The sequence below is a fragment of the Mesorhizobium sp. M0051 genome, assembly GCF_040323235.1.
Lineage (GTDB): Bacteria > Pseudomonadota > Alphaproteobacteria > Rhizobiales > Rhizobiaceae > Mesorhizobium.
Map to the genome: position 1 here is coordinate 1 of NZ_JAMYUT010000015.1, position 26,167 is coordinate 26,167.

The following is a 26,167-nucleotide window of genomic DNA, read 5'->3' on the forward strand; positions in this document are numbered from 1 at the left end:
AAACCGCTAATCCTGCAATCCAAAAGCCGCTATCCGCCTCAATCAACATGCCAGATCAACGGCTTGCGGATAGTTCACGGTCGACTACTTTGCCGATTCAGGCATAGGTGCGTTGCACCAGGAGTTCATCTACTCGAATTTTATCGCGCCGGACCTTACAGGGCGAATAGTCGCCGCGTATGAAATCGCGACCGGACGCGTGCTGGACCGCCAACGTATCTCCATCCTGACCGGCGTCCATCGTCTGTCCGAGTTGGCTGAACTCGTCGACGACCCAGACCATGTCCCGGCCATGATCCGAAGCGTTGCGGAATGGTTTGCTGCACCACACCAACGGACGGCGATTAGCCGGGTCCGGGGCGACCGCCGTTGAAGCGGCTTACCGGCCGGCCGCTTCCGATCCCAGATAGGCGATGCGCAGCATATTGGTCGAGCCCGGCGTCCTCAGCGGCACGCCGGCGGTGATGATGACGCGGTCGCCGGGCTTGCCGAAGCCCTCCTCGAAGGCGATGCGGCAGGCGCGGTCGACCATGTCGTCAAGATCGATTGCGTCGGGTGAGACGACGCAATGCGTGCCCCATAGCAGCGACAGCCGGCGCGCCGTGTTGACGATCGGCGACAACGCGACGATCGGCACTTGCGGACGCTCGCGGGCGGCGCGCAGGCCCGTGGTGCCGGACGCCGTATAGGTGATGATCGCCGAAAGTTTCAGCGTCTCGGCGATCTCGCGGGCGGCCAGCGAAATGGCGTCGGCGCCGGTCGCTTCCGGCTCGGAACGCTGTGCGTTGATGATGCCGGCATAGGTCGGATCGGTTTCGACCTTGGTGGCGATACGGTTCATCATCGCCACGGCTTCGACGGGATACGCGCCCGCCGCCGATTCCGCCGACAGCATGACGGCATCGGCGCCTTCGAAGACTGCGGTCGAAACATCCGACACCTCGGCGCGGGTAGGCACCGGTGCTGTGATCATCGATTCCAGCATTTGCGTTGCAACCACCACCGGCTTGCCGGCGCGGCGGGCCGCGCGCGTGATCTGCTTCTGGATGCCGGGTACCGCCTCGAGCGGCATCTCGACGCCGAGATCGCCGCGGGCGACCATCAGCGCGTCGGACAGTTCGATGATCTCGGCCAGCCGGGCGACGGCCTGCGGCTTTTCGATCTTGGCCATGATCAGTGCCCGGCCGCGCGCGATCTTGCGCGCCTCGGCAAGATCCTCGGGCCGCTGGACGAAGGACAGCGCGACCCAATCGACGCCCGTGGCCAGCACGGCATCGAGGTCCTTGCGGTCCTTCTCGGTCAGCGCGCCGACCGGCAGGTCGGTATCGGGCAGGCTGACGCCCTTCTTGTCGGAGATCGTGGTGCCGGCGACGACGGTGCAGACGATCGACTTGCCGTCGCTTCTCACCGCCTTCAATTCGAGCTTGCCGTCATCGATCAGCAGGCGATGTCCGGCCTCGACGGAGGTCAGGATTTCGGGATGCGGTAGATAGACCCTGGTCGAGGTGCCGGGTTCGGGATTGTCGTCGAGCGTGAAGGTCTGGCCGACGGTCAGCACTTCCTTGCCATTGGCGAACTTGCCGACGCGCAATTTTGGCCCTTGCAGATCGGCCAGGATGCCGATCGGCCGGCCGACCGCTTCCTCGACAGTGCGGATGCGTCCGACCAGAGTGCGCATCAACTCGTGATCGGTATGGCTCATATTGATGCGGAACACATCGGCGCCAGCTTCGAACAGTTTCTTCAGCATCTCCTCCGACGAGGAGGCCGGACCGATGGTGGCTAGGATCTTGACCTTGCGGCTACGTCTCATTGACTGTTTGTTCCCGGGGCGGCTGGAGCGCCTCCCGTTGTGGACTCATCGGTCAGCTGGACCATCCAGTTTCCCTGTTCGCCCGTGTCATATTCCTGGAATCCGGCGCGCTGAAAGCCCCGTGCGACGCAGTCGGTTACGCCGGCGATCTTGAACTCTTTTTCAGCCACGCACATGTTGATCGGGCCGTCCCAGCGTCCGCCGCGCTCGGCGTCTTCTGCATAAAGATAGTAAAACCTTGATGACAGCGGCCCTTCGATCAGCGTCTTGCAGCTCGATCCCTCGATGTGCCACCAACCTTCGGTGATCCAGCCGGCCTTGGCGCGATAGCCGATACCGACGCCGACCAGATTCTGCGTGGCGTTGCAGACGCGAAAATCGGCGCGCGCCGGCGAGGCCACGACCATCGCCGACAAGCCGATGGCAAGGATCAAGAGCGGCGTGGCAAAGGCAGAGCACATGCGCTGCCTGCCAGCGGAACTCATCCGAAAACCCCTCAAGAACCACATCAGCATCTCTCTGCGCCCCTTTTCGGAAAAGTCCGGGCGCATGTCAACGCACCGTTTTGTCCAATTCCAATCGATTTAGAAGGCTCCGGCGCACAATTCGCCGGCCTCTGCCAGATTTCCAGGGAAACCTTGGCCAAACAACGGCATTGCGCAAGCGTCGTCTTCGTGGAATGACGATAGCACCCTCCCCGGAAGCCAGCGAACAGACCATTTCCCGACAATGACCCGATCCACAGTTTTCGCGCCTTGCGATATTGTCGAAGGCGACCGCAAGCGAGGCGTCGTGCTCTTGTGCGACCATGCCCGCCGCGACCTGCCCGACGATTATGGCAGGCTCGGCCTGCCGGCGGCGGAGTTCGACCGCCACATCGCCTATGACATCGGCGTCGAAACGGTAACGCGCGAACTGGCCGCTTTGCTCGACGTGCCGGCGGTGCTCGCCAATTTTTCGCGGCTGCTGATCGATCCCAACCGCGGCGAGGACGATCCGACGCTTATTCGCCAACTCTATGACGGCACTGTGGTGCCCGGGAATTACCCCATCGCTCCCGAGGAGCGCGAAAGGCGGCTCGATGGCTTCTACCGGCCCTATCACGATGCCGTCGGCGCCGTGATTGCCTCGGTCGCGCGGGCCTCCACGCAGGCGCCCTTCATCTTGTCGGTGCATTCCTTCACGCCGGCCATGCAAGGGGTCCAGCGTCCCTGGCATGTTGGCATCCTGTGGGACCTCGACGATCGGGTGGCACGCCCGCTGATAGACATGCTGGCCGAGGACAAAGACCTCGTCGTCGGCGATAACGAACCCTATGACGGCGCGCTGCGCGGCGACACCATGTACAAGCACGCCATCATCAACGGCTTCGCTCATGCATTGATCGAAATCCGCCAGGATCTGATAGCAGACCAGAAGGGCGCGCTCGACTGGGCCGAACGGTTGGCGCTGATCGTTGACGCGATCAATCGCCGTCCCGATATACATGTCGTGAAGATGTTCGGCTCGCGCACCGGGCCGCTATGACGGAGGTTTCGATGACCGAACTCAGCGACGAGCAGAAGCGCGACTTCGAGGCCGCCGCCTTTCGCCGGCTGGTCCAACATCTGCGCGAACGCAGCGACGTGCAGAACATCGATCTGATGAACCTCGCCGGCTTCTGCCGCAACTGCCTGTCGAACTGGTATCGAGACGCGGCCAATGCCGAGGGCGTCGACCTCAGCAAGGACCAGTCGCGCGAGATCGTCTATGGCATGCCCTATGCGCAATGGCAGGCACTCAATCAGACCGAGGCCTCCGACGCCAAGAAGGCCGAATTCGAGGCAAGGCGCCCCAAGGACCACTAAGCCCGCTTGGCCCAAACGCTTTCGAAATAGAGCGCTTGACTGGAAATTGAATCGATCTAATTTGCCGCGCGAAGCCATTTTCTGACCGGATACGCCTTATGAACGCGTCAACAGCCATGCAGACTGCCATTCGCGGACGATGGGCCGTTGCGGCCATTTTCCTCGCCAACGGCTTTCTGACCGGCAGCTGGGCGCCTCAGATTCCGGTGTTCCTGACCCGGCTCGACATCTCGAAATTCACGCTCGGCTTGTTGATCCTGCTGTTCGGCGCCGGCGCCGTCGCCGCCATGACCTGGTGCGGCCATTTGATCTCCAGACATGGTTCGCGAACGGTGCTGCGCTGGTTCGGCCTGTGCGGCAGCCTCGGACTGCTGGTCGTGGCGCTGGCGCCCAATGTGCCGCTTGCAGCCATCGCCATGTTCATCTTCGGTGGCTCGATCGGCGGCATGGACGTCGCCATGAACGCCAATGCCGTGGTGGTCGAACGGCGGCTCTCCCGCGCCATCATGTCGTCGTCGCATGGGTTCTGGAGCCTCGGCGGTTTCGCAGGCGGCGGCCTCGGCGGCTTCGTCATCCAGACCTACGGCCATCTCGCCCACGCGGCGGTGGTGACTGTGCTCGCTTTCGCGGTGATCGCCGTGGCGGTTGGCTATCTGATCGGCGAGAACAGGCCGCAGGCGGCCGAGCATCGCAAATTCACGCTGCCGGCCAACCCGCTGGTCTACCTCGTCGGCCTGATGGCGCTGCTGACGATGGTTTCCGAAGGTGCGGTGCTTGACTGGGCGGCGCTGTATCTCAGGCAGGAACTCGGCGCAGACCTTGCCGTCGCCGGTCTCGCCTATGCTGCCTTTTCCGGCGTCATGGCGATCATGCGGTTCTTCGGCGACGGCGTACGCAACCGCTTCGGCGCGGTCACGACGCTACGCGGCTCGGCGGTTGTCGCGGCTGCCGGCATGCTGATCGCCGGACTGTCGCCCTCGCCCTGGCTTGCAATCGCCGCCTTTGCGCTATGCGGCTTCGGCATCGCCAACATGGTGCCGATCATCTTTTCTGCCGGCGGCAACCAGGAAGGCATGTCGTCGGGCACCGGCATGAGCGTCGTCACCACCATGGGTTATTCCGGCATATTGGTGGCGCCGTCGGCGATCGGCTTCGTTGCCGAGCATTCGAGCTTCGGTCCGATCTTCGTCGCCATGTCGGGTTTGCTGATCGTCGTGCTGCTGATGGCCGGCCTTGCTCACCGTGCCGAGTTTGCGGCCGCACCGGCCGAATAAAGTTTCAGCTCTTCGTAGAGGAAATCTGCCACGCGGCGGATACGCACGCTGGTGCGCACGTCGCGATGCATGGCCAGCCACACCGGCAGATCTGGCAAGGGCAGGCCCGGCAGCAGCTTCTCGACCAGCGGATCGCGATCGACCAGAGGCTCCTGGCCAAAGCCGATGCCGTTTCCCGCCCGCACCGCCTCCCAAAAGACGATCTGGTTGTCGGCCCTGAAGCGGAAACTGCTCCGCGTAACAGGGATGCCATACTGGGTGAAGCCCCTGATGATCTCGTCGCTGCGATCGAAGCCGACCAGATCGTGATCGGCAAGGCCGGATGGCTCCTGCGGGCGGCCACGACGGTCGAGATAGGATTTTGCCGCGCAGGCGCAGAGCGGAATATCGCACACCTTGCGCGCCACCAGTTCATTCTGCGCCGGCTTGACCATGCGGATAGCAATATCGGCGTCGCGGCGCAGCAGGTTCTCGACCTGATTGGAGGCGACGATCTCAACCTCGATGCCCGGCTCCTCGATCCCTAGCCGCGCCGTCATCTCCGGCAGCACATAGGCGGCGACAACTTCGCTGGCGGCGATACGCACGGTGCCCTCGATTGCCTCGACCGATCCCAGCGCCAGCAGTGAAAAAGCGCTTGCCTGCTCGTTGACTGCCTTGCCGCGTTCAAACAGCGTGCTGCCGGCTTCCGTCAGTTCATAACCGCGCCGCCCGCGCCGGAACAGCGTGACACCCAGCGCCTGCTCCAGTTCGGCGACGTGGCGGCCAAGTGTCGGCTGGCTCGCCGACAGTTTTCGCGCGGCAGCCGACAAGCTGCCGGTTTCCGCCACGGTGACGAAGCTCTTGATCAGGTTCCAATCGAATTCGACCATTCATTTTTGAATATCAGCCCGCCAATCGTTGTCAATTTCAATTCACTTGCGGAGCGATCATATTCAGGCTGCAAACGCAAACACGGAGACCAGAAATGACCAAGATCGCAATTCTCGGTGCCAATGGCCGGCTCGGCCGCGTGGTCGCCAAGGCCTTCATCGATGCCGGCTATGATGTCCGCGCAATCACCCGCAGCGGCAAGGTGCCGGCCGAACTCAACGGCGCCACGGCGGTCGCCGGCGACGCGCTCGACCGCGAGGGCTTGATCCGCGCCACGGAAGGCGTCGACATTATCTTCAACGGCCTCAACCCGATCTACACCGATTGGGGCAAGTGCCTGCCGATGGCCGAGAACGTCATGGCCGCTTGCCATGCGAATGACACGCTGCACCTCTTCCCCGGCACCGTCTACAATTACGGCTCGCCAATGCCGGCGGTGATCACCGAGGACACGCCCTTCCACCCGACGACCGAAAAGGGCCGTATTCGCACCGCGATGGAGGATCTGTTTCGCTGCGAGGCCGACGCCGGCCGGGTGCGTACCATTCTCTTGCGCGCCGGCGACTTCTTCGGCGGCACCGGCAGCGGTTCATGGTTCGACCTGGTCGTCGCCGCCAAGATGACCAAGGGCATCTACACCGCGCCTGGTCCAGTCGATCTCGTGCATGAATGGGCCTACCTGCCGGACTTCGCCAAGGCCTTCGTCGGCCTGGCGCAGAACCTCGACAAGCTCGGCACCTATGAAGCCCTGAACCTTCCCGGCCATGCAATCACCGACCGGCAACTCAAGGCCGCGGCAGAGAAGGCGCTCGGTCGCCCGCTCAAGATGACCTCGATGCCGTGGTGGGTGCTGCGCGCCGGCAGCCCGTTCGTGGCGATGTGGCGCGAGATCGTGTCGATGTCTTATCTGCGCTTCGAGCCGCATCAACTGGTTTCGACGCGGCTGGAAGGCATCATCGGTGCGATCCCCCACACGCCGCTGGATCAGGCGGTCACTGAAGCTCTTGAGGATATCGGCATCGCCACCGTGAACGGCGCTGCGAAAGCTGCCTGACAGGCCCGGCGGGCAGCCATGGCTGCCTGCCCGATCTCTTTACATCGAGAGGTCTCTCCGGGAAGGACGGGCTAAACCCTTCCCATCAACACCAGCACCAGAAGCACCACCAGCACCACCCCGACAATGCCCGACGGCCCATAACCCCAGGAACGCGAATGCGGCCAGGCTGGCACGGCGCCAATGAGGACGAGAACCAGGACGATGATGATAATGGTGGTGATCGGCATGGCAAACTCTCCGTCCAGCATTGCTCCGGTGACAACGCTTTGCGTTGCACCCGGGACATCACTTTACGTTGCTTCCGGGGCGATGCTTCGCATTTGTCTGGGAGACAACGCTTCACGTTGCTCTTGGAGACAACAATGCAAAAGGCCGCCCGGTTGTTCCGGGCGGCCTTTGCCGTTCAAATCGGCAACGGGGTCTATTCGGCGGCTTTTGGAAAGGCGATCTCCGGCTCGGCTCCGGCATCGTCCTGTCCTGGCGCATCGGCCGACGAGATCTCGCCCTTGCCGCGCCAGAACAGCCGGTTGAACCAGCCGCGCCGCGCGCCAGGCCTGACTTTGGCGCGGGTGAAAACCATCAGCATCGACGGTGTCACCACCAGCGTCAGTACTGTGGCGAAGGACAGGCCGAAGACGATCGCTGACGACAATGAAATCCACCATTGCGTCGACGGCGCGTTGATCGTGGTCTCGTGATGGAAGATTTCGAGGCCAAGGCCGAAGGCGATCGGCAGCACGCCGAGAATGGCCGACACCGCCGTCAGCACCACCGGACGGGCGCGTTCGCGGCAGGTCTGCAGCACCGCCTCGACCTTGTCCCAGCCCTCTTCGCGCAGCCGGTCATAGGTGTCGATCAGCACGATGTTGTTGTTCACCACCACGCCGGCCAGCGCGATGACGCCGATGCCCGACATGACGATGCCGAACGTCTCGCCTGTTATCAGCAGCCCAAGGAACACGCCGATCGTGGCCATGACCACGCAGGACAGCACCAGCCAGACGCTGGTGAACTTGTTGAACTGCGCCAAAAGCACCAGGAAGATCAGGAAGATCGCCGCTCCGAAGGCCTTGCTGAGGAAGGCGCTGGCTTCGGCACTGTCCTCGTTCGAGCCAGCCAGCTTCCAGCGGATGCCGCTGCCCAGATCCATATCTGAGACGGCCTTGGTGACCTGCTCCTGCACGGCCGCGACCTGGGCGCCGGCGGCGACGTTGGCCTGGACGACCACCGTACGGGCGCCGTCGATGCGGTTGAGGATACCGACCGTCGGTTCAGGCTTGCGCACGACAAAGTTCGAGATCGGCACCGAGCCTTGCGAGGTCTGCACGCGCAGTTCGTCGAGCGTCGACAGCGTGCGCCGGTCCTCGGGCAGGCGAAGCCGGATGTCGACGGCGTCATCGGCGCCGGCAGGACGGTATTCCGAGAGTTTAAGTCCGTTGGTCACCAGTTGCACCACGGTGCCGACCGAGGTCGGGCTGATGCCGTACTGCGCCGCCTTGGCACGGTCGACCTCGAGCGCCCAGTCGACGCCGGGCGGCGGCAGGCCATCGGAAATGTCTATGACGCCCGGCACCTTGCCAATGCGCGCCGCGACCGCACGGGCCTTGTCGTCGAGCCCCTTGGGGTCGACGGCCGAAAGCCTGATCTGGATCGGCTTGCCGGTCGGAGGGCCGGCCTCCGGCACGCGCACCTCGACATCGACGCCGGGAATGCCGGCCATGACGCCGCGCAAATCATCCAGGATATGGTTCGCCGACTTGCGCTCGCGCCAGTCGATGAATTCGTACTGAATGACGCCGACGACGTCTTCAGGTACATCCTGGCCGCCGCCTTGCGTCTTGCCGACGCGGGTATAGACCGACTTGACGCCGGGCCAGCCGAGCAGCCTGTTTTCCGCGACCTTGGTCGCCGTATCCATTTCGGCCAGCGAGAGATTGCCGCGCGCATGCACGTAGAGCAGGCCATAGTCGGGCTCGACATTCGGGAAGAACTCGACGCCGGCGCCGTATTTCGAATAAGCAAAACCGACGCCGAACAGCAGCGCGACGGTCAGCACCAGCACGGTGACGGGGAAACGCACCGCCTGCTTGACGATCGCCATGTACCAGCCGTCGCGATTGTCATCCTCGTGATGCGGCGGCGCCTTGGCGAAGATCGCCCCCAGCGTCGGCGCGAACACCAGCGCGTAGAGCATCGAGGCCGACAGCGTGACGATCAGGGTGATCGGCATGTACTTCATGAAGTCGCCGATGATGCCCGGCCAGAACAGCAGCGGCGAGAAGGCGGCGATACGCGTCATCGTCGCGGCGATGACCGGGCCGGCCATGCGCTTGGCGGCAAGCGCGAAGGCTTCCTCCTTCGGCATGCCTTCGCTCATCCGTCGCTCGGCGAACTCGGTGACGATGATGGCGTCGTCGACCAGCATGCCGACGGCCAGGATGAGGCTGAACAGCACGATCATGTTGATCGTGTAGCCCATCATCGCTAGCAGCAGGATGCCGATCAGGAAGGACGACGGAATGGCCAGGCCAATGAGCAGCGAGGCACGGCCGGACAGCGCATAGAGAATGACGATGAACACCAGGATAACGGCGATCATGACGTGGTTCTGCAGATCGCCCAGCAGCTGGTTGACGAAGACCGACTTGTCCTGCGTGTAGGTGACGTTCATGCCCGCAGGCATGGATTTGACGAACTCGTCGGACACCGTCCGCACCTTGGCGATGGTGTCGATAAGGTTGGAGCCGATGCGCTTCTTGACTTCGATGGCGATGGCCGGCTTGCCGTTGAGGCGGGTCACCGTTTCGGCATCCTTGAAGGTCGAGCGGATCGTGGCGATGTCCTTGGCCTGCACCACGGCGTTGGGGCCGGCGACCACCGGCAGCGCCGCCACATCCTCCGGCGTCTCGATCAGCGAAGGCACCTTGACGGCGTACTTGCCTTCCGAGCCTTCGATGTTGCCGGCGGCGACCAGACTGTTGGAGCTGCCGACCGCACCGATTAGCTGATCGAGCTGCAGCCCATAGGAAGACAGCTTCATCGGGTCGATGACGACCTCGACGAGGTCGTCGCGCGCACCTTGCAGCGAACCTTCGAGAACGCCGGGTACTTCTTCGATGCGGTCGCGCAGTTCGCGTGCTGCGGCGGTCAGCACGCGTTCGGGCAATTCGCCCGACAGCGTGACGACGAGCACCGGAAACTCGGAAATGTTGACTTCGTTGACTGTCGGTTCCTCGGCGGCCTGTGGCAGGTCGGCCTTGGCGTCCTGCACCTTGCTGCGCGTATCCTGAAGCGCGGTGGCCAGATTGGTCTGCGGCTGGAATTCGACCAGCACGTAGCCGCCGCCCTGGAAGGCCGCCGAACGCATTTCCTTGAGGCCCTTCAAGCTTTTCAGCTTGCTTTCCATCGGCCGCAACAAAAGCCGTTCCGAATCCTCAGGCGAAATGCCCTGATAGACCAGGCTGATATACATCATCGGAATCGGAACGTCAGGCTCCGCCTCCTTCGGCGTCGACTGATAGGCGACCGCCCCGGCAAGGATGAGGAAGACCAGGACCGAGATGGTCAGCCGGGCATTGTTGATTGCGAGTCTGACGATATCCATGGCTAACGCCTGTTTTTGAATTTCAGGAGCTGCGTCGCAGCCGATTGTCCCCATCCAGGGCTAGTCCATCGCTATACTACTGGGTGCCGGCGGTCGCCTCGCCCAGCAGCTTCTTGATGGTCGCTTGGTCGGCCTCGACCGGATTGACCAGATCGCCTTCCTTCACCAGTTCCTGGCCGGCGACTATGATGCGCGCATCGGCCGGAATGCCGCCGAGCACGAGGCCGGTCGGCGTGTCGTCGACAAGGTCGATCGGGAAGAACGCCACCTTGTTGTCCTTGGCGACGGCACGGATGCCGAGGTCGCCCTTGTCCCCGAGCGTCACCACCGAGCGCGGCAGCAGCACCGCGTCGGTCGGTTGTGCGTTGAGCGCGATTTCCGCCGTCATGCCAGCCGGCACGGAGCCGTCGCCATTGGGGATCGCCACCTCGACGCGGAAGGTCCGGGTCGCCGATGATGCGTCGCGGCTGATATAGCGCACGGTGCCTTCGACGGTCTGGCCGCTGACCAGTCGTATATTGGCCTTGTCGCCGAGCTTGAGATAGCCCAGGTCGCGCTCGCTGACTTCGCCGCGGGCAATCACCGGGTCAAGCTTGAGGATGGTTGCCACCTCGCCGCCCTGCATGATGGAACTGCCAAGCTCCACCGGCACCCTGTCGATAACGCCGTCAAACGGCGCCTTGACTTCGTTGCGGTCAAGCTCGGCCTGCGCGGTATCCAGCTGCGATTGCGCCAGGGTCAGATTGGAGCGCGCGGTGTCGAGCTGCAGCTTCGGCAAATTGCCTGACTTCATCAGTTGCAGCGACGCTTCCAACTCGGCCTGACGCTGCACAACCAATTGCCTGGCGTTGTCGACCATCGAGATCTTTTCTTCCGCCGCAAGCATCATCACCAGATCGCCGGTCTTGACGTGCTGGCCTTGCTTGACCGGCAGCTTGTCGATCACGCCGGCGACGCGCGTCGCCAGCACCGCCCGCTTGTCGGCTTCGGTCAGCCCGGAAACACGTATAGCGCGTGCATAGGTCTTGCGCGGCGGCGTCACCACCGCCACGGTGCGCAGCGGCGCCTTCGGCTCGGCTTCCGCCGCTTTGGGCTTGTTGGCGTCCGGCGCCTTGGCCTGCTCGACTCCGGCTGCCTTTGCATTGTTGGCGGCCACGCTGCCGACGGACGAAAACTCGCCTGTCGCCATCCAGGCCGCGAAACCAATGAGCACAACAATGGCTGCAAGCTTGTGAAACCTGATTCTTGGCATCGTCGTTGTTTTCCACTGCGGGTTCGGCCGGCGTCCTCATAACGCGGGCGCGTCGCCGATATGGGTGCGCGCCAAGCCGTGTTCAATTTGCCGTGATCGGCGAAGCGCGCTTCTACATCAAAGTTGTACCGCAATATAGTCCGAAAGTTGCAAGATCATTGCGCCACCGGACAAGATGCGCGCGTCGCTATCCATTTTCGATCGTCTCGTATGTGTCTTCCGCCGAGCCTGGCGCTGACTCGCGATCTCCACCGGGCCCAGCCCCAGGCAGCCAATTTGTCGTCGCGCGCATACAGCGCCACATCCTGCAGGCTATGCCCGCCATTGCTGGCGGCTGGATCCTTGATCCGGGTGCAGAATTCCGGCGAGGACCTTCCGAACCGGGCCATCTTGGTCGATGCCAGATGCCAGCCGTCGGTCCCGGGTTGCCCATGCAAAATATTGGAATAGCTGGACAAATGGCGTGTCGTGCAACACAAGCCCGGATTGCCGAAACCAGACCCATCGACACCGCTCTGGACGTTGAAGGCGTGAACGCGCGTGCCACCATAATGCGCACCGGACCAGCGCGGCCGGTCGTCCACGACACGGCGGTCGGCGCAGCGCGGACGCGAAAACACGGCGTAGATCTTGCCTCATTCGGACGGTTCTGTAGCCGCATCGACCGTCGCCGGCGCTGGCGTCGGGCTCTCTTGCGCGATCGCGAACGGTGCTGTGAAGGCAAGCATGGCAGTAGGCGTCAGCATGATAGGGAACTTTTCATGCAAAGGCCACGTGAAGGCGCCAGGGCAGCTCCGGGCACCCGCGGCCCTGATCAGGACGATCGACCTACCCTAAAGCCGGGATGAAGTCGAGTTGTGTCGAGGTTGAGTTCAGGCCCGACGGCGAACCACCTCTGGGTTCTTCCGCGCGGCGAGGAATTCCTTGACCCGCCGGCCTGGTGCAGGACCGCGCATCGGCTTGAAACCGTCATCGAGTTCGCCTGAGAGATCGAGCGTCGGGTGCTTGCCGACAGCGTCATAATTCTCTTCCAGCCAGTCGGTCGCGGCGGTGCGGCCGAGATCGCGCAGATAGGTCAGGAACGCCCATTCGGCATTGACCTTCGACGATGCCGACAGGTCCTTGAACGCCTCGTCGGCATCGATGCGGTGCATGCGGATGTCGCGGTATTCGCCATGCGGCAGACGGCCGGCGGCGATCAGCTCCTTGACGAAGGCGATCGAGCGGAATTCGCGCAGCAGCCCCGCATTGAAGGTGATCTCGTCGATGCGGTTCTGGATCTCATTGGCGCTCCTTGGTGTTCCCTCCCGCACCACCGGATTGATCTGCACCATCAGCACGTCCTCGGTCGCCGCCGTCTTGAAGAACGGATAAAGCGCCGGATTGCCGCCATAGCCGCCGTCCCAATAGGGGACGCCCTTGATTTCGACGGCGCGGAACAGCTGCGGCAGGCAGGCCGAAGCCATCACCGTGTCGAGGTCGATCTCGCCGTCGGAAAAGACGCGCAACTGTCCGGTTTCGACATTGGTCGCCGAAATGAACAGTTCCATCGACTTGCAGGCGCGGACATTCTTAAAATCGATCTCCTTGGCAACCACGTCACGCAGCGGATTGAGGCCCAGCGGGTTGGCGGCATAGGGCGAGAACACCCGCGACATGGTGTCGAAAAAGACATAGCCCGGCGTGTTCTCGATCGACCAATTGCCCCAGGCGACATCCCACGGCATGCGCTGCACCGGGCTGAACCGGCCTTTGGCCGCCACCGCACGCCAGAAATCGTCGAGCTTCTGTCTTGCGCCCTCAACCCCGCCGCGGACAAAACCGTCGGCCAGCGCCACCGCGTTCATGGCGCCGGCACTGGTGCCTGACACCGCTGATATCTCCAGCCTGCCGTCCTCCAGCAGCCGGTCGAGCACACCCCAGGAAAAGGCTCCGTGCGAGCCGCCGCCCTGGAGCGCTATGTTGATCTTCTTCGTCTCCTCCGCCTTGCCGTTTTTGGTCATGGCGTCGTCCTTGATCTGTCCCGCGTTGGGGGATGAGAAAATTCTGGCCTCACGCGGCGGTCCAGCCGCCGTCGACCGAGAGATGCGTGCCGTTGACCTGCGCCGCAGCGTCCGAACACAGGAACAGCGCCGCTGCCGCGATCTGCTCGACGGTGACGAATTCCTTGGTCGGCTGCTTGTCCAGCATGACCTCGCGAATGACGGTCTCGCGGTCCATGGCGTGGGCTTTCATCTGGTCGGGGATTTGCGCTTCGACCAGGGGCGTAAGCACATAGCCGGGGCAGATGGCGTTGCAGGTGACCTTGTCGCGCGCCAGCTCGAGCGCGACCGTCTTGGTCAGCCCCATGATGCCGTGCTTGGCCGCGACATAGGCCGATTTGAATGGCGATGCGACCAGCCCATGCGCTGAGGCGATGTTGACGATCCTGCCGCCGCCGGCTTTTTTCATCAGCGGAATGGCGGCGGCGACGGTGTGGAACGCCGAAGACAGGTTGATGGCGATGATGGCATCCCATTTCTCGATCGGGAATTCCTCCACCGGCGCCACATGTTGGATGCCGGCATTGTTGATCAGAATATCGACCGACCCGAATGCCTCGGCAGCTTTGGCGACAAGTGCCCTACATTCCGCCGCCTTCGACATGTCGGCCTTGACGTAGGCGCTCTTCACGCCGTGTTGTTTGGCGATGGCATCGGCGATGGCGTGGTCGGCTTCCGTGTCGGAGAAGGAATTGACGACGACATTATGGCCTTCGCCCGCCAGCGCCTGGGCTATGGCCAGGCCAATGCCGGATGTGGAGCCGGTGATGACTGCGGTTTTCCTGGTGGCCAAGGGCGGAATCCTCTGGTTGCGGCAAGAGTAGGTCTATGTTGCAGTGCAGCATATATGCCCAATGTGACGCAATAACAGCGGCCAGATTTGTCCGGCGAGATGACATTTTTGTCATGAGCCGCCGCAGCAGGACGTAAGCCAAATCGCCCCGCCCTTCCCCGCAAGCGAAAGAAGCCTCAGGCAACCAGGTCCGGTACCGGCCCGACATAACACGACTGCGGGCGCATCAGCCGACCGGTTTTCTGCTGCTCGCGCGCATGCGCAATCCAGCCGGAAACACGCCCGGCAGCAAAGACATTGCTGAAGGCTTGGCTGGGAAAGCCCGCCGCTTCCAGCAGCAGCGCGGTGTAGAACTCGACATTGGTCTGCAGCGAGCGCGACGGCTTGGCAACCCGCAGCACGTCGAGCGCCGCTTGCTCCACCGTCTCCGCGAAGGCCAGCCGGCGGCCGGCTTCGCCCTCGCCGCCGAGTTGCCGCACCACCGCTTTCAGCACATCGGCACGGGGATCGCGCACGCGGTAGATGCGATGTCCGAAGCCCATGATGCGATCGCCATGCGCGACTGCGTCGCGCAGCCAGCCGGCCGCATCGCCATGCGCCTGGATTGCATCCAGCATCTCGATGACAGGGCCAGGCGCGCCGCCATGCAGCGGCCCCTTGAGCGCGCCAAGCCCGGCCAGCACCGACGAAGTCAGCGCGGCCTGCGTGGACGCGACCACGCGTGTCGCAAAGGTCGATGCATTGAGACCGTGATCGCAGACCGTCACCAGATAGGTGTCGAGCGCCTTCACCAGCCCTGGCGAGGCGACGCTGCCACTCAGCATCCGCAACATGTCGGCGGCGTGATCGCCCCGGCTGTCCGGGGAGATCGCCTCCTCGCCGCGCTGCAGGCGCAGTAAGGCCGGCGTCAGCACCGCCGGCGCCGCGATCAGCAGCAAGGCATCTGCCAGCGTGTCGCCGTCCGGCAGCAGCGCCATGCCGGCGCGCATGGCGCTGTAGACATCGAGCGATGCCAGCAAGGGCAGCGATGGCGAAAGCCGCTCGAACACGTCCGCACGCGCCTGACCCAGAGCCCGCGTCAGCTCCGCATCATCGGGAAGCTTGTCGAAAAAGCCATCCAGCAGCAGCCGAACCACCTGGGCATAGCTCCAGCGGCCGGCCAGTTCCGGCAGCGAATGACCCCGGACCGTCAGACGACCGCCAAGACCATCCACATCGGAGAGCACAGTTTCCGCCGCCACAACATCATCGAGCCCATTCGCCATAGCCTTGTCTCCTTGAAGCTTTTGGGGATCGGAGATAAGGCTGGGCAACATGGTCATCAATCTTGATCAATGGAATCAATATGAGAGTTCGATATGTCCGAGTGGCTGTCGCGAGAAGAAGCGCTTGAGCGTCTCCAGGTGCGGGCGCAGACGCTGTACGCCTATGTCAGCCGTGGGCGCATCGGCATGCGGCCCGACCGCGCCGATCCGCGCCGCAGCCAGTATCGTGCCGACGACATAGCGGCGCTGGCGACCCGGAGGGCGCGCGGAAGAAGCGCCTCGGCCATCGCCGAAAGCGCCATTGCCTGGGGCGAGCCATCGATCGTAACGGCGATCTCGACCGTCTCGCACGGTCGCCTTGTCTACCGTGGCCAGGACGCCGTTGCGCTTTCCGCGAATGCGACACTGGAAGAAGCAGCCGCAGTGCTATGGGATCTGCCTGGACCGGTGGCTTTCGAAGCGCAGTTGCCGGATGCACCCCTTGAAGACAGCCGAGCCGCGGCCTTTGCGCAACTTGCCATGCTTGCCGGCCAGGGGCGCCCATCTCTCGGGCGCAATGCCGTGTCGCTGCATGCCGACGCCGCGCACGCTGTCGGCGTATTGGCCCGCGCGCTGGGCGCGCCGGCCAGACCAGGTCCGGTCCATGGGCGATTGGCGCACGACTGGTCGGTGGGTGCCGGCGGCGCGGAAGCGATCCGCCGCGCGCTTGTCCTGCTTGCCGATCATGAACTGAACGCGTCGACCTTCGCCGCGCGCGTCGCGGCCTCGACCGGCGCGCCGCTGGCCGCTTGCCTGCTCGCGGGGCTCTCGACACTGTCAGGCCCTCGCCATGGCGGCGCCGGCGAGGCGGTGATGCAACTGGCCGAGGATGCGGCGCTGCACGGCGCCGATGCGACGATCCGGCGCTGGCTCAGTCACGATCGGCCGCTGCCGGGCTTCGGTCATCAGCTCTATCCCGACGGCGATCCGCGGGCGGAAGCGCTGCTGTCGGTTGTCGAGGTCGATGGCTCACTGTCGTCGCTGTGCGACGCGGCCCATGCCGCGACCGGTGCGCTTCCCAACATTGACTTTGCCCTGGCCGCGCTGACGCGCAGCCTTGGCTTGCCCCGCGATGCGCCGTTCCGCCTGTTCGCACTCGCACGCAGCGTCGGCTGGGCCGCGCATACGGTCGAACAGATAACAAGCGGAGGCCTTATCAGACCCCGCGGCCGTTATGTGGGAGTGCTGCCATAGGGCCGAAAGGGTACCGGTCTTCGGAAAAGTGGGACGGGCAGCGATCCGATGTGCCGTTGCTATCGGATCTTTCGATCCGAACGCCTCAAGACATCGTATCGAGCTTGCGCTGCATGGCTGCGATCTGGTCCTTCAGTTCCTGCAGGTCGTCGGGCTTGTCAGGCGTTTCCTTCTTGGCCGGCTCGGACGCTGGCGTAGCGGCTGGTGCGGAGCCCGCGGGCGGAAACGGCGTGAACAGACGCATCGCATTCTGGAACATTTCCATATTGCGGCGCGTCTGCTCCTCCAGCGCCTTGATTGGCGTGGTGATTTTCATCATGTCCAGCGGCGACTTGCCGAGAGCACCCTTCATCTGCTCGCGAAAGCGCTCCTGCTCCTTGGAGAAGGCGAGCATCGACTGTTCGAGGAAGCTCGGCACGATCATCTGCATCTGGTCGCCGTAATAGGCGATCAGCTGGCGCAGGAACGGGATCGGCAGCATGTTCTGCCCATCCTTGTTCTCCAGTTCGAAGATGATCTGGGTCAGCACCGGATGCGTGATGTCGTCACCGGTCTTGGCGTCCTGGACGGTGAACTCCTCGCCCTTCTTGACCATCTCGGCGAGGTCCTCGAGCGTCACATAGGTGCTGGTGCCGGTGTTGTAGAGGCGGCGATTGGCGTATTTCTTGATGATGATCGGATCGTCTTTCGCGGCCATCTACATCCTCCCGGGGACACCGGCGGGCCTCTGAGTAAGCCGCCGATAACGATTGTGCCTTTTTTGAGGATATGCGCAAAAGCCTCACAATTCCAAGCAGTTTGTGCAGTGCGGGATCACTAAATGCTGCATAGCGGCCAAAATATGCTGCGCAGCAATGAGGGAACTGCCGCCCCGGCGAAGCACGACCCGCTTGCGACGCATGGGCGCCATGCCCATTTCCGGTTTGACTTGGATCATGGAAAGGGCAAGAAAAGTCGCCAACAACGCCCAAAAATACGACAGCTCGAAGTCCGGAGAAGAAAATGACCTCTGCCAATTCCATCGTCGTCGCCAGCGCCGCACGCACACCGGTCGGCTCCTTCAACGGCGCCTTCGCCGCCACCCCGGCACATGAGCTCGGTGCCGTCGTCATCAGGGAATTGCTGTCGCGCGCCGGTGTTGAACCAGGCGAGGTCGACGAGGTCATCCTTGGTCAGGTGCTGACCGCGGCGCAGGGTCAGAACCCGGCCCGCCAGGCATCGATCAATGCCGGCCTGCCCAAGGAAACCACGGCCTGGGGCCTCAATCAGGTTTGCGGCTCGGGGCTGCGCGCCATTGCGCTCGGCATGCAGCAGATCGCCAGCGGCGACGCCAAGGTGATCATCGCGGGCGGCCAGGAATCGATGTCGCTTTCGACACATGCCCAGCACCTGCGCGCCGGCGTCAAGATGGGCGACTTCAAGCTGATCGACACCATGATCAAGGACGGGCTGTGGGATGCCTTCAACGGCTATCACATGGGCAACACCGCCGAAAACGTCGCGCGCCAGTTCCAGATCACCCGCGACGACCAGGACCAGTTCGCACTGGCCTCGCAGAACAAGGCCGAGGCCGCGCAGAAGGCCGGCAAATTCAAGGACGAGATCGTCGCCGTCACCATCAAGGGCAAGAAGGGCGACACCATTGTCGACCAGGACGAGTACATCCGTCATGGCGCCACGATCGACGCCATGACCAAGCTGAAGCCGGCTTTCGACAAGGACGGCACGGTAACCGCCGCCAACGCCTCCGGCATCAATGACGGCGCCGCAGGTGCTGTGCTGATGAGCGAAGCGGAAGCGGTGAGGCGCGGCATCACCCCGCTGGCGCGTATCGTGTCCTGGGCAACCGCCGGCGTCGATCCGCAGATAATGGGCACCGGACCTATTCCCGCCTCGCGCAAGGCATTGGAAAAGGCCGGCTGGTCGGTCGGCGATCTCGACCTGATCGAGGCCAACGAGGCCTTTGCGGCGCAAGCCTGCGCCGTCAACAAGGACATGGGCTGGGATCCTTCGATCGTCAACGTCAATGGCGGTGCGATCGCCATCGGCCACCCGATTGGCGCATCTGGCGCTCGCATCTTCAACACACTGGTCTTCGAAATGCGCCGGCGCGGCGCCAAGAAGGGCCTCGCTACGCTCTGCATCGGCGGCGGCATGGGCGTCGCCATGTGCGTGGAGGCAATCTGAGAAAAAGAGTGAATGGTGAGTGGCGAATGGTGAATGGCGGGTAGCCGTCCGTCTTCGACCATTCACCATTCACTATTGACCATTCACGAAAAACTCTAGGGAGGAGGAACTTCATGACCAAGGTAGCAATCGTCACAGGCGGATCGCGCGGCATCGGCGCGGCGATCTCGATCGCATTGAAGAACGCCGGCTATTCGGTTGCCGCCAACTATGCCGGCAATGACGAAGCGGCGGCGAAATTCAAGGCCGAGACCGGCATTCCGGTCTACAAATGGTCGGTCGCCGACTATGACGCCTGCGCCGCCGGCATCAGCCAAGTCGAGGCCGATCTCGGCCCCGTCTCGGTGCTGGTCAACAATGCCGGCATCACCCGTGACGCCATGTTCCACAAGATCACGCGCGAGCAGTGGAAAGAGGTCATCGACACCAATTTGTCGGGCGTCTTCAACATGACGCATCCGCTGTGGAGCGGCATGCGCGACCGCAAGTTCGGCCGTGTCATCACCATCTCCTCGATCAACGGCCAGAAGGGCCAGGCCGGCCAGGTCAACTATTCCGCCGCCAAGGCCGGCGACATCGGTTTCAGCAAAGCTCTGGCTCAAGAGGGGGCGCGCGCGGGCATCACCGTCAATGTCATCTGCCCCGGCTACATCGCCACCGAGATGGTCAAGGCGATCGACGAGAAGGTGCTCAACGAGCGCATCATCCCGCAAATCCCCGTCGGCCGCCTCGGCGAGCCCGAGGAGATCGCGCGCTGCGTCGTTTTCCTGGCTTCCGAAGATGCCGGCTTCATCACCGGCTCGACCATCACAGCCAATGGCGGCCAGTATTTCGTCTGACGACGCGGCGATGTAGGCGATAGATCGACGGGCCGGTACGCCGGCCCGTTTTTCGTTGCCAGCCTGATCTTTTCGAGATGTCCTCGTCGGTCGCTGACCCAATCCGGCACGCAAAGGTTAACGGCCGGCCGCTGCCGTGTGCGAAACCTGTTCCCAAGCCTGTGGATAATTGGTGGAAAACCTGTCTACAACACTAGGTATTGGGGTGAACAAACCAGGAAAATCATGCCATCGCCGATTCGTCTCCGATGCTTTGACCGGAAAGTTAACGATGGCGACCTGAATCGCCAGCCCAATCCTTAACGTTGATTAGGAACGATCAATAATTTCATGCCGTTGGGCGAGGAACGCCAAGCCTTCATGATCGCTCATGGGCAAAGGTTAACGTCATAGCCCTCCTAGCATGAAACGGGCCAGTTCCGGGATTCAGCATGTGGTGCGTTCAGTGGTCGCAAAACCCACATATAGCCGTGAACAAAAGCTGAATCTGCAGGAGTCACTGATTCGTCGCCGATTCGTTCCAGACTCGTTCTATCCGTTAATCCGCAGCCGATTGAGAGCTTGACAAAGACCCCTTCTAGCCGCCGGCGGAACATTCCGCTTTCGCTTCTCGCCCGAAATCCCTATGTGTCCCCTGTCATACGCGCCAGTTGAGGCACGCTCCCGACAACCAGAGGCCAGAAGCCTTATTTCCGGATCAATGAACATCCAGCCGAAACACACTGAGCCACTGATCCTTTCGGGTCGCGACGTGACTGCCGTACTTGGGCCCACCAACACCGGCAAGACCCATCTCGCCATCGAGCGCATGGTGGCACACGAGAGTGGTATCATCGGCCTCCCGCTCAGGCTGCTGGCGCGCGAGGTCTATGCCCGCGTCTGCGAAAAGGTTGGCGCCCACAAGGTCGCGCTGATCACCGGCGAGGAAAAGATCCAGCCGGCGGGCGCGAAATATTCGGTCTGCACCGTTGAGGCCATGCCGCGCGAGACCGATGCCGCCTTTGTCGCCATCGACGAGGTGCAGCTTGCCGGCGACCTCGAACGCGGCCACATCTTCACCGACCGCATCCTGCATCTGCGCGGCCGTCAGGAAACGTTGCTGCTCGGTGCCGCCACCATGCACGGCATTTTGCAGCGCCTGCTGAGAGGCGTCTCTGTGGTGACGCGGCCGAGGCTGTCGCATCTTGCCTATGCCGGCTCCAAGAAACTGACCCGTCTGCCGCGGCGCACGGCGATCGTCGCCTTCTCCGCCGACGAGGTCTACGCCATCGCCGAACTGATCCGCCGGCAGCAAGGCGGTGCCGCAGTCGTGCTCGGCGCGCTCAGCCCACGCACCCGCAACGCCCAGGTGGCGCTGTTCCAGTCGGGCGATGTCGACTATCTCATTGCCACCGACGCCATCGGCATGGGCCTCAACCTCGATCTCGATCACGTCGCTTTCGCCCAGAACCGGAAGTTCGATGGTTATCAGTATCGCAACCTGATGGCGGCCGAGCTTGGCCAGATCGCCGGCCGCGCCGGTCGGCATCTGCGCGACGGCACCTTTGGCGTCACCGGCCAGGTCGACCCGCTGGACGAGGAACTGATCAAGAAGATCGAAGGCCATGATTTCGATCCGGTGAAGGTGCTGCAATGGCGAACCGCGCGTTTCGACTTCGCCAGCCTCGATGCGCTGAAGCGCTCGATCGAAACCAATGCCCCGGTCGAAGGACTGACGCGTGCGCTGCCTGCAGTCGACGCGCAGGCGCTTGAATATCTGTCGCGCGACGAAGACATCCGCGCTCTTGCCAGCAATGCCAAACGCGTGGCGCTGCTGTGGGAGGCCTGCGCGCTGCCCGATTACCGCAGGATCGCGCCGGCCCAGCATGCAGACCTCATTGCTTCGATCTACACGGACCTTGCACGGCATGGCCATGTCGACGAGAATTACATGGCCGAGCAGGTGCGCCGCGCCGACACCACCGAGGGCGACATCGACACGTTGTCGCATCGCATTGCCCAGATCCGCACCTGGACATTCGTGTCGAACCGGCCCGGTTGGCTGGCCGATCAGGCACACTGGCAGGAAAAGACGCGCGAAATCGAAGACAGATTGTCGGATGCGCTGCATGAGCGGTTGACGAAACGCTTCGTAGACCGCAGGACTTCCGTCCTCATGCGGCGCCTTAGAGAAAATACCATGCCTGAAGCCGAAATTAGTCCTACCGGAACCGTCCTTGTCGAAGGCCACCATGTCGGCGAGTTGCAAGGGTTCCGCTTCACCGCCGACCAGACCGTCGGCGGCGAAGACGCCAAGGCCGTGCGCACCGCCGCCCAGAAGGCGCTGGCCGCCGAGTTCGAGGCGCGCGCCGAGCGCTTCGGCGCTTCAGCCAATGGCGACATCGCGCTTGGCTCGGACGGCACGCTGCGCTGGATCGGCGCGCCGATCGGCACGCTGGTTTCGGGCGAAGACGCGCTGAAGCCGCGCCTGGTGCTGTTGGCCGACGAACAGCTGACTGGCCCGGCACGCGACAAGGTCGTCGCGCGTGCCGAGCGGTTCGTCAATTTCCAGATCGAATCGCTGCTGAAGCCGCTGGTCGACCTTAAGAATGCCGACCAGATTTCCGGCATCGGCCGTGGCATCGCCTTCCAGCTGGTCGAGAATTTCGGTCTCATCAACCGCCGCGACATCGCCGAGGAGATGAAGTCGCTCGACCAGGAAGGTCGCGCCGCCCTTCGCCGGCTTGGCGTGCGCTTCGGCGCCTACCATGTCTTCGTGCCGGCGCTGATCAAGCCGGCGCCCGCCGGACTGGTGACGCTTCTCTGGGCGTTGAAGAACGACGGCAAGGACAAGCCCGGCTTTGGCGACGTGGTTCACGCGCTCGCTTCCGGCCGCACATCGGTGGTCATCGATCCTGCCTTCGACAAGACCTTCTACAAGTTGGCCGGCTACCGCAATCTCGGCCGCCGCGCCGTGCGCATCGACATCCTGGAACGGCTGGCCGACCTGATCCGCCCGGCGACCAACTGGAAGCCGGGTCTCGGGCAACGCCCGGACGGCGCCTATGACGGCCAGTCCTTCATGGTGACGCCGCCCATGATGTCGATCCTCGGCGCCACCGCCGACGACATGGAAGAAATCCTGAAAGGCCTGGGCTACCGCGCCGAGCCTAAACCGGCCGTCGAGGTCAAGGCACTGCTCGAAGCACAGGACAATGCCGCGCGCGAAGCTGCCGCTGCCAAGCTGGCGGCGGAAGCGGCGGCACGTGCCGAACAGGCCAAGGCGGCAGAAGCCGCGGCAACCGACGCGGCCGCGGAGGCAGCGATCGAAGGTTCGGAGCCGGCATCGGACGCAGTGGCCGCTTCGGAAACGCCGGCCGAAAGTCCTGCCGAAATCATCGCAGACACCGCCGCAGAACCTACTGTGCCCGATGTGGCGGAACAGGCGGACACTCCAGTCGAAACCGTGCAGGACGAAGCGCCGGTAGCCGAGATTGTTGCAGAGGCCGCCGAACCTGCGCCGGTTGAACCACAGGCAGCGGCTGAAGCTGCCGAGATTGAAACCGCACCGGCCGAGCTGACGCCAGATGCCGCGCCCGCAACGGACGCCGCGCCAAACGAACCTGCAGCGGCGGCTGAAGCGGCCGCCAGCAGCGAACCCGCCCCAGAAGCCGAAGCGCCAAAGCCCATACTGTTGTGGCGCCAGGGTCGCTTCGAACAGCGCCCGCGCAACCGCGACGACAGCCGCAGGAACAATCGCCCGCGCAACGGGCAAGGGCGCGGCCGAAGCGATGCGCCTGTGGATGCTGCCGGCGCCCCAGCCGCAGTTCCACCTGGCGATCGTCCGGCCCATGAAGGACGGCGCGAAGGCGCCGGCAAGCCGCGCTTCGACCGTTCGAAGTTCAAGCCCAAGCCTCAGGCCGAAGGCGAACAGCGGCGTGACGGCCGCCCGCAAGGCGAACAGCGGCGTGATGGCCGCCCGCAAGGCGAGCGGTCGGACCGACGCGATGGCCGGCCCGACTGGAAGGGCGGCAGGCCGGACGGCAAGGGTGCGCAAGGCAGCAAGCCGGCTTTCCAGCCGAAGCCGCGCGAGGAACGCCCGGTGCGCTTCGATCCTGACTCGCCGTTTGCCAAGCTCGCCGCTCTGCGCGACCAGCTGAAGAAGTAGACCTGGCTCGCCTCGATGGTCGTCGAAGGCCGCCAGCGCATCGACAAATGGCTATTCTTCTCGCGCGCCGTGAAATCACGCTCGCTGGCAGCGAAACTGGTGGTCGCCGGCCGCGTGCGCATCAATCGCGACAAAGCAGCGCAGGCCTCCGATCTGGTCAAGCCTGGCGACGTGCTGACCATCACGCTCGAGCGGCGCATCTTCGTCTGGAAGGTGCTTGGCGCCGGTGTTCGACGTGGCCCGGCCGAGGAGGCCCGCACGCTGTACGAAGATATCTCGCCACCGCCCGCGCCGAAGGGCGAAGCCCCTCCTGATGCAATTCCGGGGCTGCGCGAGGCCGGTAGCGGCCGCCCGACCAAGAAGGAACGCCGCCAGACCGACCGCTTGCTCGGCGAAGACTGATGCCTGACATCCAGGAACACGCAGCGGGAATGGGACAACGACACGCCTGAGGCAAAACTGAACCCGGCAATCAAGACGTTTCGCGGGACATGGCTGACTGCCGCCGGGCCTGTCGTCTGATATACATTCCCGAAACACCGGCACCACCCGCAATCGCTACCCTTGCAAGCGGCCGATAAAGGCGTTACCTGACGGAAAAAGCCCAACAAAAATGGGACGTACCGGAGCCGACCGATGACCTATGTCGTGACCGACAATTGCATCAAATGCAAATATATGGACTGCATCGAGGTCTGTCCGGTCGACTGTTTCTACGAAGGCGAGAACATGCTCGTCATCCATCCCGACGAGTGCATCGACTGCGGCGTTTGCGAGCCGGAATGCCCGGCCGACGCGATCAAGCCCGACACCGAGCCGGGGCTCGACAAATGGCTGCAGATCAACACCGAATACGCCGATAAATGGCCCAACATCACCGCCAAGAAGGAGCCACCGGCCGACGCCAAATCCTTCGACGGCGAGGCCGGCAAGTTCGAGAAATACTTCTCGCCCGAGCCCGGCGAAGGCGATTGACAACACGGCCGCAAAGGCCTGAATTACGCGGGGTAAGGGGCACGTCACATTAACCGCCTTGACAGGCGGCGTTGACCTGTGGCGTTCGCTTACGCAGCAAAACCTTGATTCTTCCGACTTTTTGTGTTACATGAGCCAAATATGCCGGTGACACACGTCGATTTATGGCGCAGACGCCCCAAATCACTGAAAGGTGAAAATCCCATTCCGGACCAGAGCGATCTGGGCCAGGCGGTCGCAATATTGCGTTTGCCGGTCCGGCTTTTCCGGTGGGTCATCTGTTGTGCGGCAAACGATCGGCTCCCCCGATCGCGCGAGTTCGGGCCGGCAGGACGCCGGTACCACAACAAGGAGTTCAGGGCGTAATGGCTACGATCACCCCGCAGAAAAAGTCCACCGCTGCGCGTCACGGTTTTAAGACCGGCGAGTACATCGTCTACCCGGCGCACGGCGTCGGCCAGATCGTGTCGATCGACGAGCAGGAAGTTGCTGGACATAAGCTGGAACTATTCGTCATCGACTTCTCGAAGGACAAGATGCGCCTGAAGGTGCCGGTCGCCAAGGCGACCTCCATCGGCATGCGCAAGCTGTCGGAAGAGGACTATGTCGAGCGCGCGCTGAAGGTCGTGCAGGGTCGCGCCCGGGTCAAGCGCACCATGTGGTCGCGCCGCGCCCAGGAATATGATGCGAAGATCAATTCCGGCGACCTGATCTCGATCTCGGAAGTTGTGCGCGACCTCTACCGCGCCGACAACCAGCCAGAGCAGTCCTATTCCGAACGCCAACTCTATGAGGCAGCGCTCGACCGCATGGCCCGCGAGATCGCGGCCGTCAATCGCATGTCGGAAACCGAAGCCGTGCGCCTGATCGAGGTCAACCTCAACAAGGGGCCTAAGCGGGGTGCCAAGGCTGATAATGAGGAAGCCGAGCAGGAAGAAGCTGCCTGAGCTTTTGCCTTTGAGTTCA

Annotated in this window: 21 protein-coding genes and 1 pseudogene; 12 read left to right on the forward strand and 10 right to left on the reverse strand. The window is 63.2% G+C overall.

The genetic code is table 11. The features are described 5' to 3' along the window. Window positions 1–88: 88 nt before the first annotated feature. A pseudogene (locus tag NKJ90_RS16845) lies at window positions 89–373 on the forward strand (hypothetical protein); the annotation flags it as partial. 6 nt (window positions 374–379) lie between these two features. Here the strand turns inward: NKJ90_RS16845 and pyk are convergent. Both pyk and NKJ90_RS16855 read right to left on the reverse strand, forming a co-directional pair. After that, window positions 380–1,813 carry a pyruvate kinase gene (gene pyk, locus NKJ90_RS16850; protein ID WP_023762901.1) on the reverse strand — a complete coding sequence of 478 codons (1,434 nt, stop codon included), beginning with the start codon at window positions 1,811–1,813 and terminating at the stop codon, window positions 380–382. Continuing rightward, on the reverse strand, window positions 1,810–2,220 hold the full coding sequence (locus NKJ90_RS16855; RefSeq protein WP_352605849.1) for a DUF1036 domain-containing protein: 411 nt from the start codon (window positions 2,218–2,220) through the stop codon (window positions 1,810–1,812). Before NKJ90_RS16855 ends, pyk begins: the two co-directional genes overlap by 4 nt. 322 nt (window positions 2,221–2,542) lie before the next feature. On the opposite strand from NKJ90_RS16855, the gene NKJ90_RS16860 reads away from it, so the two are divergent. The 3 genes from NKJ90_RS16860 to NKJ90_RS16870 all read left to right on the forward strand — a co-directional run bounded on the left by NKJ90_RS16860 (window position 2,543) and on the right by NKJ90_RS16870 (window position 4,934). Further along, window positions 2,543–3,340 carry an N-formylglutamate amidohydrolase gene (locus tag NKJ90_RS16860; RefSeq protein WP_023762899.1) on the forward strand — a complete coding sequence of 266 codons (798 nt, stop codon included), beginning with the start codon at window positions 2,543–2,545 and terminating at the stop codon, window positions 3,338–3,340. Window positions 3,341–3,351: 11 nt separating this feature from the next. Next, entirely contained in the window at window positions 3,352–3,660 is a 309-nt protein-coding gene (locus NKJ90_RS16865; protein ID WP_031261371.1) for a DUF1244 domain-containing protein, read from the forward strand. Window positions 3,661–3,758: 98 nt separating this feature from the next. Beyond that, window positions 3,759–4,934 (forward strand): MFS transporter, encoded by a 1,176-nt coding sequence (locus tag NKJ90_RS16870; protein WP_031261369.1) that lies wholly within the window; start codon window positions 3,759–3,761, stop codon window positions 4,932–4,934. Here the strand turns inward: NKJ90_RS16870 and NKJ90_RS16875 are convergent. Further along, entirely contained in the window at window positions 4,898–5,806 is a 909-nt protein-coding gene (locus NKJ90_RS16875) for a LysR family transcriptional regulator (RefSeq protein ID WP_023762896.1), read from the reverse strand. The two genes, NKJ90_RS16870 and NKJ90_RS16875, sit on opposite strands and share 37 nt — an antisense overlap. A gap of 95 nt (window positions 5,807–5,901) precedes the next feature. Between NKJ90_RS16875 and NKJ90_RS16880 the strand changes: the two genes are divergently transcribed. After that, the gene (locus NKJ90_RS16880; RefSeq protein ID WP_023762895.1) at window positions 5,902–6,861 is read left to right on the forward strand and encodes an SDR family oxidoreductase; all 960 of its coding nucleotides are present in this window, start codon (window positions 5,902–5,904) and stop codon (window positions 6,859–6,861) included. Between the two features lie 71 nt (window positions 6,862–6,932). Here the strand turns inward: NKJ90_RS16880 and NKJ90_RS16885 are convergent, their stop codons facing one another. The 6 genes from NKJ90_RS16885 to NKJ90_RS16910 form a co-directional block, all read right to left on the reverse strand. After that, a complete protein-coding gene (locus NKJ90_RS16885; RefSeq protein ID WP_032908138.1) occupies window positions 6,933–7,091 on the reverse strand; it encodes a DUF3309 family protein in 159 nt (52 codons plus the stop codon). Between the two features lie 194 nt (window positions 7,092–7,285). Next, window positions 7,286–10,468 (reverse strand): efflux RND transporter permease subunit, encoded by a 3,183-nt coding sequence (locus NKJ90_RS16890; RefSeq protein WP_023762893.1) that lies wholly within the window; start codon window positions 10,466–10,468, stop codon window positions 7,286–7,288. Between the two features lie 76 nt (window positions 10,469–10,544). Next, complete coding sequence (locus tag NKJ90_RS16895; protein WP_031261367.1) at window positions 10,545–11,720, reverse strand: efflux RND transporter periplasmic adaptor subunit; 1,176 nt, start codon at window positions 11,718–11,720, stop codon at window positions 10,545–10,547. Window positions 11,721–12,592: 872 nt separating this feature from the next. After that, complete coding sequence (locus tag NKJ90_RS16900; protein ID WP_023762890.1) at window positions 12,593–13,723, reverse strand: patatin-like phospholipase family protein; 1,131 nt, start codon at window positions 13,721–13,723, stop codon at window positions 12,593–12,595. 49 nt (window positions 13,724–13,772) lie between these two features. Further along, the gene (locus NKJ90_RS16905; protein WP_023762889.1) at window positions 13,773–14,555 is read right to left on the reverse strand and encodes a 3-hydroxybutyrate dehydrogenase; all 783 of its coding nucleotides are present in this window, start codon (window positions 14,553–14,555) and stop codon (window positions 13,773–13,775) included. A gap of 176 nt (window positions 14,556–14,731) precedes the next feature. Further along, window positions 14,732–15,820 carry a citrate synthase/methylcitrate synthase gene (locus NKJ90_RS16910; RefSeq protein WP_023762888.1) on the reverse strand — a complete coding sequence of 363 codons (1,089 nt, stop codon included), beginning with the start codon at window positions 15,818–15,820 and terminating at the stop codon, window positions 14,732–14,734. Between the two features lie 93 nt (window positions 15,821–15,913). On the opposite strand from NKJ90_RS16910, the gene NKJ90_RS16915 reads away from it, so the two are divergent. Further along, the gene (locus NKJ90_RS16915; RefSeq protein WP_023762887.1) at window positions 15,914–17,053 is read left to right on the forward strand and encodes a citrate synthase; all 1,140 of its coding nucleotides are present in this window, start codon (window positions 15,914–15,916) and stop codon (window positions 17,051–17,053) included. A gap of 85 nt (window positions 17,054–17,138) precedes the next feature. Here the strand turns inward: NKJ90_RS16915 and phaR are convergent, their stop codons facing one another. After that, complete coding sequence (phaR, locus tag NKJ90_RS16920) at window positions 17,139–17,750, reverse strand: polyhydroxyalkanoate synthesis repressor PhaR (protein WP_023762886.1); 612 nt, start codon at window positions 17,748–17,750, stop codon at window positions 17,139–17,141. 305 nt (window positions 17,751–18,055) lie between these two features. Between phaR and NKJ90_RS16925 the strand changes: the two genes are divergently transcribed. From NKJ90_RS16925 to NKJ90_RS16950, 6 genes are all read left to right on the forward strand, one after another. Then, entirely contained in the window at window positions 18,056–19,240 is a 1,185-nt protein-coding gene (locus NKJ90_RS16925) for an acetyl-CoA C-acetyltransferase (protein WP_023762884.1), read from the forward strand. A 113-nt stretch (window positions 19,241–19,353) separates the two neighbouring features. After that, window positions 19,354–20,079, forward strand: a complete 726-nt coding sequence (gene phbB / locus NKJ90_RS16930; RefSeq protein WP_023762883.1) for an acetoacetyl-CoA reductase — start codon at window positions 19,354–19,356, stop codon at window positions 20,077–20,079. Between the two features lie 700 nt (window positions 20,080–20,779). Then, the gene (locus NKJ90_RS16935; protein WP_352486388.1) at window positions 20,780–24,226 is read left to right on the forward strand and encodes a helicase-related protein; all 3,447 of its coding nucleotides are present in this window, start codon (window positions 20,780–20,782) and stop codon (window positions 24,224–24,226) included. 15 nt (window positions 24,227–24,241) lie between these two features. Beyond that, on the forward strand, window positions 24,242–24,628 hold the full coding sequence (locus NKJ90_RS16940) for an RNA-binding S4 domain-containing protein (RefSeq protein WP_023762880.1): 387 nt from the start codon (window positions 24,242–24,244) through the stop codon (window positions 24,626–24,628). Window positions 24,629–24,862: 234 nt separating this feature from the next. Then, the gene (gene fdxA, locus NKJ90_RS16945) at window positions 24,863–25,201 is read left to right on the forward strand and encodes a ferredoxin FdxA (protein WP_023762879.1); all 339 of its coding nucleotides are present in this window, start codon (window positions 24,863–24,865) and stop codon (window positions 25,199–25,201) included. Window positions 25,202–25,566: 365 nt separating this feature from the next. Next, window positions 25,567–26,148 (forward strand): CarD family transcriptional regulator, encoded by a 582-nt coding sequence (locus tag NKJ90_RS16950; RefSeq protein ID WP_013529179.1) that lies wholly within the window; start codon window positions 25,567–25,569, stop codon window positions 26,146–26,148. Window positions 26,149–26,167: the final 19 nt, after the last annotated feature.